The organism is Streptomyces sp. NPDC004752 (assembly GCF_053601275.1).
Map to the genome: position 1 here is coordinate 1 of NZ_JBSGBN010000032.1, position 14002 is coordinate 14002.

At 70.1% G+C, this 14002-nt stretch carries 10 protein-coding genes; 7 read left to right on the plus strand and 3 right to left on the minus strand.

The genetic code is table 11. The features are described 5' to 3' along the window. Positions 1 to 467: 467 nt before the first annotated feature. Complete coding sequence (locus ACWEKM_RS15755) at positions 468 to 1292, minus strand: oxidoreductase (protein ID WP_451621737.1); 825 nt, start codon at positions 1290 to 1292, stop codon at positions 468 to 470. 99 nt (positions 1293 to 1391) lie between these two features. Between ACWEKM_RS15755 and ACWEKM_RS15760 the strand changes: the two genes are divergently transcribed. Then, on the plus strand, positions 1392 to 2372 hold the full coding sequence (locus tag ACWEKM_RS15760) for an ATP-binding protein (RefSeq protein WP_451621738.1): 981 nt from the start codon (positions 1392 to 1394) through the stop codon (positions 2370 to 2372). 3 nt (positions 2373 to 2375) lie between these two features. On the opposite strand, the gene ACWEKM_RS15765 is transcribed toward ACWEKM_RS15760, so the two are convergent. Further along, the gene (locus tag ACWEKM_RS15765; RefSeq protein ID WP_451621739.1) at positions 2376 to 3641 is read right to left on the minus strand and encodes a hypothetical protein; all 1266 of its coding nucleotides are present in this window, start codon (positions 3639 to 3641) and stop codon (positions 2376 to 2378) included. 333 nt (positions 3642 to 3974) lie between these two features. Here ACWEKM_RS15765 and ACWEKM_RS15770 point away from each other — a divergent pair, with 333 nt between their 5' ends. From ACWEKM_RS15770 to ACWEKM_RS15795, 6 genes are all read left to right on the plus strand, one after another. After that, on the plus strand, positions 3975 to 6674 hold the full coding sequence (locus ACWEKM_RS15770) for a SulP family inorganic anion transporter (protein WP_451621740.1): 2700 nt from the start codon (positions 3975 to 3977) through the stop codon (positions 6672 to 6674). Positions 6675 to 7333: 659 nt separating this feature from the next. After that, positions 7334 to 9289, plus strand: coding sequence for an acetate--CoA ligase (gene acs, locus ACWEKM_RS15775; RefSeq protein ID WP_451621741.1), 1956 nt, complete (start codon positions 7334 to 7336; stop codon positions 9287 to 9289). Between the two features lie 192 nt (positions 9290 to 9481). After that, complete coding sequence (nhaA, locus tag ACWEKM_RS15780; protein ID WP_451621742.1) at positions 9482 to 10918, plus strand: Na+/H+ antiporter NhaA; 1437 nt, start codon at positions 9482 to 9484, stop codon at positions 10916 to 10918. 89 nt (positions 10919 to 11007) lie between these two features. Continuing rightward, positions 11008 to 11496: a phage holin family protein gene (locus ACWEKM_RS15785; RefSeq protein ID WP_451621743.1), complete on the plus strand. Its 489-nt coding sequence runs from the start codon at positions 11008 to 11010 to the stop codon at positions 11494 to 11496. Beyond that, positions 11493 to 12416 (plus strand): alpha/beta fold hydrolase, encoded by a 924-nt coding sequence (locus ACWEKM_RS15790; protein ID WP_451621744.1) that lies wholly within the window; start codon positions 11493 to 11495, stop codon positions 12414 to 12416. Before ACWEKM_RS15785 ends, ACWEKM_RS15790 begins: the two co-directional genes overlap by 4 nt. Before the next feature lie 127 nt (positions 12417 to 12543). Continuing rightward, entirely contained in the window at positions 12544 to 12723 is a 180-nt protein-coding gene (locus ACWEKM_RS15795; protein ID WP_451621745.1) for a hypothetical protein, read from the plus strand. A gap of 18 nt (positions 12724 to 12741) precedes the next feature. On the opposite strand, the gene ACWEKM_RS15800 is transcribed toward ACWEKM_RS15795, so the two are convergent. Continuing rightward, positions 12742 to 13944: a MarP family serine protease gene (locus ACWEKM_RS15800; protein WP_451621746.1), complete on the minus strand. Its 1203-nt coding sequence runs from the start codon at positions 13942 to 13944 to the stop codon at positions 12742 to 12744. Between the last annotated feature and the right edge of the window lie 58 nt (positions 13945 to 14002).

The following is a 14002-nucleotide window of genomic DNA, read 5'->3' on the forward strand; positions in this document are numbered from 1 at the left end:
GCGTGGGGCCCCCCCGCGCGGCGGGGGGGGGGGGGGGGCCCGGCCCGGGGGGGGGGCCCCCCCCCACCGCGGGTCTGGTCTGGTACGCGTCCCGGCGGCGCGGCTCGGTCGCCTGATCCACCCGCCACCGCCCGTTTAATAGGCGTTTGAACCTAAAAGTAAAGAACGATCGCCGGGGGTTCCACTCGCTCCGGGCTTGCAGTACAAAGGATTCAGCGGCCCGCGAGACCAAAGGACATCCGAGAGGATCACCTTTTCAGACGCATTCGGCCCCACGGACCGAGCATGAACACCGGGCACCCACGCGACGTCGACCCGTCGATTACGGGCCAGCCGCACCAGGTGACGGGCGAAGTTCCCGACCTGATGGGCCATACATCGAGGACGCTTGGTAACCCGGTGAGCATGCCAGCGGCGGTACGAGCCCTCGTACCGCCGCAGCCCTGCTCTCAGACCGCGCTGCGTTCTCAGGCTGCGCCACGCTGCAGCGCCTCGCACACCGCCGTCGACTCGCGCACCCCCAGCTCGACCGCCTTGCCGCAGTGGGCGATCCAGGCAGCCATCCCCTCCGGAGTACCCGAGACATAGCCGTCGAGGGCCGCCCGATAGGCCGCGCGTCCCAGTTCCGCATGCCCCACCTCGGCGGGGCAGACCGACTTGGGATCCAGGCCACTGCCGACCAGGACGATCCGCCCGGCCGCGCGCGCGACGAGGCCGTTGTGGGAGGTGAAGGGGCGCAGCGCGAGCAGCTCACCGTGCACGACGGCCGCCGTCACCAGGGCGGGCGCGGCGCTCCCCGCGATGATCAGCTCCGCGAGCCCCTCCAGCCGGCCGGACACCTCGTCGGCGCCGGGCAGCGGCAGCTCGATCAGCGGCTCGTCGACGGGTTCGCCGTCCCGGCGCGGCCGGCCGACCTCGTCCGCATCGCTCGCGGCGGCCACCAGGTGCAGGCGGGCCAGCACCCGCAGGGGCGACTGCCGCCAGACGGACAGCAGTTGGCCCGCTTCCGCGGTCAGTCTGAGGGCGGCGCCGAGCACGCGCGCGTCGTCGTCGGCACCGAAGTCGGTGCGCCGCCGTACCTCCTCCAGGGCCCAGTCCGCACCGGACAGCGCCGCTGAGCCCCGTGCGCCGCGCAGTGCCGCCTCCGAGGTGATCTCATTGCTGCGACGTCGCATGATCCGGTGCCCGTAGACCTGGTCCACGGCCTTGCGTACGGACTCCACGGACTCGGCCACGCCGGGCAGCGAACCCAGGGTCGCGAGCGGGTCGGCGGTCGCGCCTGTCGTACTCATGAGTGCGACACTACGCACCTCGCGCGCCCACCCCACGAAGGAGTGGTCTTCTTCACGCCTCCTGTCACATACAGCTATCGAAAACTACCCTTTGTGAACATGAAAATTGCTTTCGTCGGGAAGGGCGGCAGCGGCAAGACGACGCTGTCCTCCCTCTTCGTCCGTCACCTCGCGGCCACGGGCGCGCCGCTCCTCGCCATCGACGCCGACATCAACCAGCACCTCGGCGCGGCCCTGGGCCTCAGTGAGGCGGAAGCCGCCGCACTGCCCGCGATGGGCGAGCAGCTACCGCTGATCAAGAACTACCTGCGCGGCGCGAACCCACGCATCGCCTCCGCCGAGACGATGATCAAGACGACTCCGCCCGGCGAGGGGTCGCGGCTGGTCCGGGTGCGGGAGCCGAATTCGGTCTACGACGCCTGCGCGAGACCGGTGGAACTCGACGGCGGCGCCGTCCGTTTGATGGTCACCGGGCCCTTCACGGACGCCGACCTGGGGGTCGCCTGCTACCACTCCAAGACCGGAGCGGTGGAGCTGCTCCTCAACCACCTCGTCGACGGCCGCGACGAGTACGTCGTGGTCGACATGACCGCGGGCTCGGACTCCTTCGCCTCCGGCATGTTCACCCGCTTCGACATCACGTTCCTCGTCGCCGAGCCGACCCGGAAGGGGGTCTCCGTCTACCGCCAGTACAAGGAGTACGCCCGTGACTTCGGCGTCGTCCTGCAAGTCGTGGGCAACAAGGTGCAGGGCCAGGACGACCTCGACTTCCTCCGCGCGGAGGTCGGGGACGACCTGCTCGTGACCGTCGGACACTCGGACTGGGTGCGCGCGATGGAGAAGGGCCGACCGCCCCGGTTCGAGCTCCTGGAGGACGCCAACCGCCGTGCCCTGCGCAAGCTCCGGGTCGCCGCCGACGCGACGTACGAGATGCGCAACTGGGAGCGCTACACGCAGCAGATGGTGCACTTCCATCTGAAGAACGCCGAGGCGTGGGGCAACGAACGCACCGGGGCCGATCTGGCGGCGCAGGTCGACCCCGGGTTCGTGCTGGGCGAGGGCATCGCCGCCCCCGCCTGATGGCTACTGCTTGACCGTCGGCGCCCCGGGCACCCCCTTCGGGGCCGGGGCCGGGCGGGCCGAAAGGAAGGAGGCCCAGCCCTGTTTGGGCGCTCCGCCCACCTCCAGGGTGCGCAGCTTCGCCAGGGTCTGCGGGTCCTGGGCGTCCAGCCAGTCGGCGAGTTGCCGGAAGGACACGCAGCGCACGTCGGGCTTGTTGCACACGTGCTCGACGACCTCGTCGATGGCCCGCATATAGGTGCCGCCGTTCCAGGACTCGAAGTGGTTGCCGATGACCAGGGGGGCACGGTTGCCGTCGTAGGCCCGATAGAAGCCCTTGAGCAGGCCGTCCCGCATCTGGTCGCCCCAGTAGTCGTACTTGTCCGGGTCACCCTGGGTCGAGGTGCCGGACTGACTGACCATGAAGTTGTAGTCCATGGTCAACTGCTCGTTGGTGTGACCGGGGAACGGCACGAGTTGCATCGACAGATCCCACAGCCCTTCCTTCTTCTTGGGCCAGACCTGGTCGTTGACGCCGCTGGTGTCATAACGGAAGCCCATGTCGCGGGCGGCCTTCATGAAGTTCTTCTGGCCTTCCAGGCAGGGGGTTCGGGCGCCGATCAGCTCCTTGTCGTAGTCGAAGGGCAGCGGCGCGGACTTTGTCAGACCACTGTTCGTCTTCCAGTTCTTCACGAACTGCTTGGCCTGGGCGATCTCGCTCTTCCAGTCCTCCACCGACCACTCACCGGCCCCGCCGTCGGGGCCGCAGAAGTGCCCGTTGAAGTGGGTGCCGATCTCGTTGCCCTCCAGCCAGGCCAGACGCAGTTGCTGGACGGTGTCGGTGATCCCCTTCTCATCGTTGAAGCCGATGTCGGAGCGGCCCGGGGAGTGCTGCGGGGGGTGGTAGAGGTCGCGCTTCTCCTCCGGCAGCATGTACACGCCACTGAGGAAGTAGGTCATGGTGGCGTTGTTGGCCTTGGCGACCTTGCGGAAGTGGGAGAACAGCTTCTGACTGTCCTCGCCCGCGCCGTCCCAGGAGAACACCACGAACTGTGGCGGCTTCTCGCCGGACTTGAGCCGCTCGGGCTTGGGCAGGTGAGGCTGCGCCCCGGTGTAGGCGGTGGATCCGTCGCCGATCAGACGGAGCACGTTGTTGGGCGCCGGCGCTCCCTTCGCCGGACCGGGCGCCCCTTGTTTCGAACCGCTGGAGCCGGTCGCGCAACCGGCGAGCGACGCGGCACACGCCGCGGCGACCATGGCACCCACGGCGATCCTCTGGTTGGCGGCCATGTTCCGCCCACCTTCTTCCTTCTCTCAGGCAAACGCTGATCAGGCGTTTTGCGGCGATATGCCGGTTTGTGCCGACAGCGCCGCCAAGGTCGCACGGGACCGAGAAGGAATTAATGCGACAAGCCGATAAATAGATCACTTCACCTCAATAGGTGAATCCGTGCACCATTTGCGCAGAAAATGCATGCATGACCTTTACCCTGAATTACGATTCGTTTACCGAGCGTTGATTATCCCGCCGCTGCACGCCGTGACCCACGGCCGCGACCGCCCCGTCGTCGACGGGACGACCCCCATTCCGCGACCGCGCTGCCCCGGAGGAGACGGGAAAACATGTCAGCCTGCGTCCACACCCGACCCAAGCACCTGCACCTACCGCACAGTCCGCCCCCTGCCCCGCACCGCCGGTTCCGCATCGCGGGCGCCGACCTGTCCGCGTCGATCGCGGTCTTCCTGATCGCCCTGCCCCTGTCCCTCGGCATCGCCCTCGCCACCGGCGCCCCGCTCCAGGCCGGCCTGGTCGCCGCCGCCGTCGGCGGGCTCGTCGCCGGACGGCTCGGCGGCAGCCCGCTCCAGGTCAGCGGCCCCGCCGCCGGGCTCACGGTCGTGACCGCCGATCTGATCCACCGCTACGGTTGGCGTACGACGTGCGCCATCACCGTCCTCGCCGGCCTCGCCCAACTGGGCCTGGGCTGCCTGCGCGTGGCCCGGACCGCTCTCGCTGTCAGCCCCGCCGTGGTACACGGCATGCTCGCCGGCATCGGCGTCACCATCGCCATCTCCCAGCTGCACGTCGTGCTGGGTGGCACCCCGCAGAGCGAAGTCCTCGACAACATCCTGGCGTTGCCCGCCCAGTTGGCCGGCCTGCACCCCGCCGCGGTGTCGATGAGCGCCCTCACTCTGATCGTGCTCCTGGCCTGGCCACGGCTGCCCGGCCGACCTGGCCGACTGCTGCGCAAGATCCCGGCCGCCCTCGTGGCCGTCACCGGGGCCACCGCCACCGCATCGCTCGCCGGGCTCGTCCTGCCCAAGGTCGATCTGCCGTCCTGGGGCAGTCACGCCCTCGCCGGGCTGCCCGAGGAACCGGTGCTGGGCCTGGTCGCCGCCGTCTTCACCACCACGCTGGTGTGCAGCGTGCAGTCCTTGCTGGGCGCGGTCGCCGTGGACAAGATGGTCGCCGCCCGTCCTTGGACGAAGCCCCGAGTCGGCCGCTCCGACCTGGACCGGGAACTGCTCGGACAGGGCGCGGCCAACATCGCCTCGGGAGCACTCGGCGGGCTGCCGGTCGCGGGCGTGGCGGTGCGAAGTTCGGCGAATGTGCAATCCGGTGCCGTGAGCCGGAACTCCACGATGCTGCACGGCGTTTTCGTAGTAGTCGCCGCGCTGCTGATGGTTCCGGTCCTGGACCTCATCCCGCTCGCCTCGCTCGCCGCCCTGGTGATGGCCGTCGGCATCCAGATGGTGTCGCTGCACCACATTCGCACGGTGACCCGCCACAGAGAAGTGCTGGTGTACGCCGTCACCACACTCGGCGTGGTGTTCCTGGGCGTCCTGGAGGGCGTGGCGCTCGGGGTCGCCGTGGCCGTCGCCGTCGCCATGCACCGCCTCGCCCACTCCCGCATCACGCACGAAGAGAAAGGGGGAATCCATCACGTACATGTACGCGGACAGCTGACGTTCCTGGCGGTGCCCCGGCTCAGCCGGACCCTGCATCTCGTACCCCAAGGCGCCCACGCCGTCGTGGAGTTGGACGGTTCGTTCATGGACCACGCGGCGTACGAGTCACTGCAGGACTGGCGGACCTCACACACCGCGCAGGGCGGCACCACCGAGCTGACCGGCTGCCGCACGGGACTCCGGACCAGCGAGCGGACGGCGTCCGCCGAGTGCCGCTGCCGACCCTGGACGCCGTGGCGCAACCACCAGTGCGCCATGCCGTCCGGCGGTCAGGGCGGTCGGGGCGGCCCGTCGGGCGGCGACGACGCGTCCGGGCACCGGGCGCTTGACGAGGCCGGGCGACCGGACGGCGAGACTGGCGCTGACGGCGGCGCCGGTGGTGGAGAAGGAGGCGGCGCCGGTATCGACACCGGCTCGGGCTCCGGTGCCAGCACCGGTCCAGTCCCCGCCGTCTCCGGCCCCGACACGGACCCAGCACCCGGCTCGGGTTCGGGCCAAGGCCCCCGCTCCAGCACCGGCACCGGCACCGACACCCGCGCCGACACCGGCCTCGGCTCCGACTCCGGCTCCGGCTCCGGCTCCGGCTCCGGCTCCGGCTCCGCAGCTGACCCCGACGCTCGCTCCGGCGGCGACGCCCACGGCGGCACCGGCATCGGTACGAGCGCCACCCACAGCTTCGGTGGGCATGAACTGGCCCGTGGGATCAGCGCGTTCCAGCGCAACACCGCGCCCCTGGTGCGGAATGAGCTGGCGAGGCTGGCGCGGGAGGGGCAGCGGCCGTCCCAGCTCTTCCTCACCTGCGCCGACTCCCGGCTCGTCACGTCGATGATCACCTCCAGTGGTCCCGGCGACCTCTTCGTCGTCCGCAATGTCGGCAACCTGGTGCCGCTGCCGGGCGAGGAGAGGGGCGACGACTCGGTGGCGGCCGCGATCGAGTACGCGGTGGACGTGCTGAAGGTGCGGTCCATCACGGTATGCGGGCACTCCGGGTGCGGGGCCATGCAGGCCCTCCTCAACTCCGCGCCCGGGGAAGGGCAGACACCGCTCGGCCGGTGGCTGCGGCACGGGCAGCCGAGCCTGGAGCGGATGGCCGACGACAACCGCCCCTGGGCACGGCTGGCCGGGAGGCCGCCCGCGGACGCGGTGGAGCAGCTCTGCCTGACCAATGTGGTCCAGCAGTTGGAGCACCTGCGCGCCCATGACTCGGTGGCACGGGCGCGGGCGGAAGGTGCGCTGGAACTGCACGGGATGTACTTCCACGTGGGCGAGGCGCAGGCGTATCTGCTCGGCGGGTCGGGCGGGGACCAGGTGTTCCAGCACGTGCCGGGTGCGGAGGAGCTGCCCAGCCTCGCGTGAGCGTAGCGGGGCAGGCCCAGGCGGGGCGGGGAGGCCGGTGTGCGGCCGCGCGCGGCGGCCGCACACCGGGGGCCGAAGGCCACGGGTCTCTGGGCTTCGGGAACCAGGGGCTCCGGGGCTCGGCACCACGAAGCTCAGGCGCTCAGGGTTGATGAACCCTAGGGCTATGGGTCCGGAACCGCGTGACCCGGGACCGCGTGGCCCAGGACCGCGGGACCCTGGACCACGGGACCCGGGGTCACAAGGCTCAGGGGAACAGGCCTCGGGGCCTGGTACCACGGAGCAGAAGCGCCCAGGGCTTATGGGCCCGGACCACGGAGGTCGGCCCGGGCTGTGGAGGTCAGGCCCGGGGTTCGGGGCCCACGTCCTCCTCGGCGCGGCGGCACGTCGGCCGCGGCGGGGGCGGTGCCGGGGCCGTGCGGGGCTGGTGGAACCCTGCGGCGCGGGGCCCATCCGCCGTGGCCGAATCGTCTCTACCGCTCGGCGGCCGGCACTTGGCGCCGTGGAGGTGAACTCGGGGCGGTCGGCGCCCGTGGGTAGAAGTAGCCACGCCTTATACAGAGGTCTATACCAATTGACGGTTGACCCTTGTCATCGGCCCCCGGGTCTGATGAGCTGTGGCCCGGGACACAACGGACACCCTTCGAAAGGGAGATGTCGTGAGCAACGAAAGCCTGGCCAACCTCTTGAGGGAGGAGCGACGCTTCGCGCCGCCCGCTGACCTGGCCGCGGACGCCAACGTCACGGCAGAGGCGTACAAACAGGCCAAGGCTGACAGGCTCGGCTTCTGGGCCGAGCAGGCCCGTCGGCTGACCTGGGCCGAGGAACCGACGGAGACGCTGGACTGGTCGAACCCGCCGTTCGCCAAGTGGTTCAAGGACGGCCGGCTCAACGTCGCGTACAACTGCGTGGACCGGCATGTCGAGGCCGGGCACGGCGACCGGGTCGCCATCCACTTCGAGGGCGAGCCCGGCGACAGCCGCGCGATCACCTACGCCGAGCTGAAGGACGAGGTCTCCAAGACCGCGAACGCCCTGCTGGAGTTGGGGGTCCGCGCGGGCGACCGGGTCGCGATCTACATGCCGATGATCCCGGAGACGGCGATCGCGATGCTGGCCTCGGCCCGTATCGGCGCCGCGCATTCGGTCGTCTTCGGCGGCTTCTCGGCGGACGCGCTCGCCACGCGCATCCAGGACGCCGACGCCAAGGTGGTCGTCACCTCCGACGGCGGCTGGCGGCGCGGCAAGCCGTCCTCGCTCAAGCCGGCCGTGGACGACGCGATCGCCCGCGTGGACAACGTCGAGCATGTGCTGGTCGTCCGCCGCACCGGCCAGGAAGTCTCCTGGCACGACGAGCGCGACGTGTGGTGGCACGAGATCGTCGAGCGGCAGTCCGCGGAGCACACGCCGGAGGCGTTCGAGGCGGAGCACCCGCTGTTCATCCTCTACACGTCCGGCACGACGGGCAAGCCGAAGGGCATCCTGCACACCTCCGGCGGCTACCTCACGCAGGTGGCGTACACCCACCACGCCGTCTTCGACCTCAAGCCGGAGACGGACGTGTACTGGTGCACGGCCGACGTCGGCTGGGTCACCGGGCACTCGTACATCGTCTACGGGCCGCTGGCCAACGGCGCCACCCAGGTCATGTACGAGGGCACCCCGGACACCCCACACCAGGGCCGCTTCTGGGAGATCGTGCAGAAGTACGGGGTGACGACCCTGTACACAGCGCCCACCGCGATCCGCACGTTCATGAAGTGGGGCGAAGACATCCCCGCGAAGTTCGATCTCAGCAGCCTGCGCGTGCTGGGGTCGGTCGGTGAGCCCATCAACCCCGAGGCGTGGATCTGGTACCGCAAGCACATCGGCGCGGACCGGACCCCGATCGTGGACACCTGGTGGCAGACCGAGACCGGCGCGATGATGATCTCGCCGCTGCCCGGTGTGACAGAGACCAAGCCGGGCTCCGCGCAGCGGCCGCTGCCCGGCATCTCCGCCACGGTCGTCGACGACGAGGCGAACGAGGTGCCCAACGGCGGCGGTGGCTACCTCGTCCTCACCGAGCCGTGGCCATCGATGCTGCGCACCATCTGGGGCGACGACCAGCGGTTCCTCGACACCTACTGGTCACGGTTCGAGGGCAAGTACTTCGCGGGCGACGGGGCGAAGAAGGACGAGGACGGCGACATCTGGCTCCTCGGCCGGGTGGACGACGTGATGCTCGTGTCCGGGCACAACATCTCGACGACCGAGGTCGAATCCGCGCTGGTCTCGCACCCATCGGTCGCCGAGGCGGCCGTCGTCGGCGCGGCGGACGAGACGACGGGGCAGGCGATCGTCGCGTTCGTGATCCTGCGGGGTTCGGCGTCCGAGGACGACAACCTGGTCAACGACCTGCGCAACCACGTCGGAGCCACGCTCGGCCCGATCGCCAAGCCGAAGCGGATCCTGCCGGTGGCGGAGCTGCCGAAGACCCGCTCCGGCAAGATCATGCGCCGTCTGCTGCGCGACGTCGCGGAGAACCGGCAGCTCGGCGACGTCACCACGCTGACGGACTCGACGGTCATGGACCTCATCCAGGCGAAGCTCCCGGCGACGCCGAGCGAGGACTGAGCACGAGCAGCGGAAGGGGCGCTCCGACAGCGGGGCGCCCCTTTTGCGCACAAGTCTGAGACTCGCCGGAAATCTCCCATGGCGCGTTGGGTAAAATAAGAAAAGCGTCAAGGAACAGCAAGAACTGCAAGGTGCGCCGGGAAGTCTGGTCGGCATGTTTTCTGTCATGCCCACCTACCGGAGGTCTCCCCCGTGACCGCGCCCCGCACCACCACCGCCCGCAAGGTCCTCGGCCGGCTGTCGCTGCCCGAGCGGAGGTTCGTCGCGGACGCGCTGCGCACCGAGACCGTCGGCGGCGTACTGCTGCTGCTCGCCGCCGTCGCCGCGCTGCTCTGGGCGAACATACCCGCGCTGGGGCACAGCTACGAGAGCGTGGGCCACTTCCACCTGGGTCCCGCGTCCCTCGGTCTGGATCTCTCCGTCGCGCACTGGGCCGCCGACGGGCTGCTCGCAGTCTTCTTCTTCGTCGCCGGGATCGAGTTGAAGCGCGAACTCGTCGCCGGCGACCTGCGGGATCCGAAGGCCGCCGTCCTGCCCGTCGTGGCGGCCGTGTGCGGGATGGCCGTACCGGCCCTCGTCTACACCCTCACCAATCTCGTCGGCGGCGGCTCCACCCAGGGCTGGGCCGTGCCGACCGCCACCGACATCGCCTTCGCGCTGGCCGTGCTCGCGGTCATCGGCACCTCCCTGCCGAGCGCCCTGCGCGCCTTCCTGCTGACGCTCGCCGTCGTGGACGACCTGTTCGCGATCCTGATCATCGCCGTCTTCTTCACCGACCGGCTCGACTTCGCCGCGCTCGGCGGCGCCGTGGCCGGTCTCGTCGTCTTCTGGATGCTGCTGCGCAAGGGCGTGCGCGGCTGGTACGTGTATGTGCCGCTCGCGGTCGTCATCTGGGGACTGATGTACAACAGCGGCGTCCACGCCACCATCGCGGGCGTGGCGATGGGCCTGATGCTCCGCTGCACCACCCACAAGGGTGAAGACCGCTCGCCCGGCGAGCGGATCGAGCACCTTGTGCGGCCCCTGTCGGCGGGGCTCGCCGTGCCGCTGTTCGCGCTGTTCAGCGCCGGCGTGCCCGTCTCCGGGCGCGCGCTCGGGGACATGTTCACACAGCCGGAGACCCTCGGCGTCGTGCTCGGCCTGTTCGTCGGCAAGACGGTCGGCATCTTCGGCGGCACCTGGCTGACGGCGCGCTTCACCCGGGCCTCCCTCAGTGACGACCTCGCCTGGGGCGACGTGTTCGCGCTCGCCACCGTCGCCGGGATCGGCTTCACCGTGTCGCTGCTGATCGGGGAACTCGCCTTCGCGGGCGACGCGATGCTGACCGACGAGGTCAAGGCGGCCGTACTGACCGGCTCGCTCCTCGCGGCCCTGTGCGCGACGGTCCTGCTGAAGATACGCAACGCCACTTACCGCCGCCTGTGCGAGGAGGAGGAGCGGGACGAGGACAGCGACGGCATCCCGGACGTCTACGAGGAGGACGACCCGGCCTACCACCTGCGCATGGCGGACATCTACGAGCGGAAGGCCGCCGAGCACCGCCGGCTGGCGCGGGCGAAGGCCGACGCACACCACGGGCTTGCCGAAGTGCCGGGCGGGGCAGGCGACGAGAACGACCGTCCGGCATGATCTGACGAGACGGTACACATCACGGGACCGTCTCGGTCAGGCAGAAGACGGATTTGTACGCGCGGCGTACGCAGGAGAGGGAGACCGCGATGAGCGCACCCGACGGCAGCCCGGTCGGCGCCGAACGCAGCATCGGCCAGCTGTTCGCCTCGGCGACCGCCGAGATGTCGGCGCTGGTGCACGACGAGATCGCCCTGGCCAAGGCCCAGCTCAAGCAGGACGTCAAGCGCGGCGCGGTGAGCAGCGGCGCCTTCCTGGTGGCCGCCGTGGTCCTGCTGTTCTCCCTGCCGATGCTCAACTTCGCCCTCGCCTACGGCATTCGGACCTGGAGCGGCTGGAATCTCGCCCTCTGCTTCCTGCTGTCCTTCGCGGCGAACGTACTGGTCACCGTCGTCCTCGGGCTGATCGGTCTGTACTTCGCGAAGAAGGCCAAGAAGGGCAAGGGCCCGCAGAAGGTGGCCGCGTCCGTGAAGGAGACGGCGGGCGTCCTGCAGAACGCCAAGCCGCACCCGCGTCCGGAGCTGGCGCAGGATCGGGTGCCCGAAGCCATCGAGGCTGTGGCACGCTCGTCATCATGACGGACCCCGCCGCTCCCTCGGCCGTACGGATCGAAGGTCCCTGGACGCACCGGGATGTCGCCGCCAACGGTGCCCGCTTCCACATGGCGGAGCTGGGCGACGGCCCGCTGGTGCTGCTGCTGCACGGCTTCCCGCAGTTCTGGTGGACCTGGCGGCAGCAACTGGTCGCGCTCGCCGACGCGGGTTTCCGGGCCGTGGCCATGGATCTGCGGGGCGTGGGCGGCAGCGACCGCACGCCGCGCGGATACGACCCCGCCAATCTCGCCCTCGATGTCACCGGGGTGATCCGCTCCCTGGGCGAGCCGGACGCCGCACTGGTCGGCCACGACCTGGGCGGCTATCTGGCGTGGACGGCCGCCGCGATGCGCCCCAAGCTGGTCCGGCGTCTCGCGGTCGTCTCGATGCCGCACCCGCGACGCTGGCGCTCGGCGATGCTGCGGGATGCCAGGCAGACGGTCGCCGGCTCCTACATCTGGGGCTTCCAGCGGCCGTGGATGCCCGAGCGTCAGCTCACCGCCGACGACGGCGCGCTCGTGGGCCGGCTCCTCCAGGACTGGTCCGGGCCCAAACCGCCGGACGAGCACACGGTGGAGACGTACCAGCGCGCGATGTGCATCCCGTCGACCGCGCATTGCGCGATCGAGCCGTACCGCTGGATGGTGCGGTCACTGGTCCGCCCGGACGGTATCCAGTTCAACCGTCGCATGAAGCGGCCGGTGCGCGTGCCCACGCTGCATCTGCACGGCTCCCTGGACCCGGTGGTGCGCACCCGCAGCGCGGCCGGCTCGGGCGAGTACGTCGAAGCGCCTTATCGCTGGCGGCTGTTCGACGGGTTGGGGCACTTCCCGCACGAGGAGGACCCGGTCGCTTTCTCCACCGAACTCGTCAACTGGCTGAAGGACCCCGAGCCTGATCGGTGACCGCGCCGACGCGCCCGGCATCCGGACCGGAACAACCGTCCTACGAACGGCCACATGCCTGGCGCATAGGCCGATTGAGGGGCCTCGGGGCGGTTATCGACCTTGGGGCAGGGGCAGACGTCGGGGTATGGGCTGGACGCACGACTACAGTGACGCACCCCGCAACCGCCGCTCGGTCAGTGGCGTGGGTTCCCATCGGCCGGGCTCGCCACAGGCGCCGGACACGGATCTGCGGGTGGGGATCCCCCGCATCCTGCGCCGCCGGGCCCGCTGGGTCTCGGTACGTCTGCGTCACGCGCGCGACTGACCACCCCACCGGGACGCCCTACAGGGCGCAACTGTCGGTCTCCACCTGCTCGTTCGCTGCACGACCGCGGGCGATGTCCTGCTGGATCTCGTCGGCCGTGAGCGCGTACCCGGTCTCGGTGTCGTCGAGGGACTTCGCGAACACCACGCCGTACACCTTGCCGTCGGGCGTGAGCAGCGGGCCGCCGGAGTTGCCCTGGCGGACGGTCGCGTACAGGGAGTAGACGTCGCGGCGGACGGTGCCGCGGTGGTAGATGTCCGGGCCGTTGGCCGCGATGCGACCACGGACGCGCGCGGAACGGACGTCGTACGCACCGTTCTCCGGGAAGCCGGCGACGATCGCGCTGTCGCCGCTCGCCGCGTCCTGGGATGTGAACCGCAGGGCGGGCGCCCCGGTGAGGTCCGGTACGTCGAGTACGGCGATGTCGCGCCGCCAGTCGTAGAGGACGACCTTCGCGTCGTATCTGCGACCGACCCCGCCTATCTGCACGGTGGGTTCGTCCACGCCGCCGACGACGTGCGCGTTGGTCATGATGCGGCGGTCGGCGAAGACGAAGCCGGTGCCCTCCAGGACCTTGCCGCACTTCTGGGCGGTGCCCATGACCTTCACGATGGAGTTCTGGGCGCGGGTGGCCACGGCGCTGCCCGCCAGGGCCGGGTCGGGCGGCCGGACGTCGGTGATCGGCTCGTTCGAGAACGGGCTGAAGACCTGCGGGAAGCCGTTCTGTGCGAGGACCGAGGAGAAGTCCGCGAACCAGGTGTCAGCCTGTGCGGGCAGCGCCCGGGAGACGCCGAGCAGCACCTTGGAGCCGCGGACCTCCTTGCCCAGGGTCGGCAGCGTCGTACCGGCGAGGGCCGAACCGATCAGCCAGGCGACCAGCAGCATCGCCACGACGTTGACGAGCGCGCCGCCCGTCGCGTCCAGGGCACGGGCCGGGGACCATGTGATGTACCGGCGCAACTTGTTGCCGAGGTGGGTGGTCAACGCCTGCCCGATGGAGGCGCAGACGATGACGACGACCACCGCGACGACGGTGGCGGTCGTGTTGACCTCCGCGTTGTCGGTCAGGGCGTCCCAGATCACAGGCAGCACATAGACCGCCACGAGACCGCCGCCGAGGAAGCCGATCACCGACAGGATGCCGACGACGAAGCCCTGGCGGTAGCCCACGATCGCGAACCACACGGCGGCGATCAGCAGCAGGATGTCCAGCACATTCACTTGTTCAGCCTCGCCTCGTCACGCTCCGGTCCGACCGGCCCGGCCGGAGTGCCGAGGA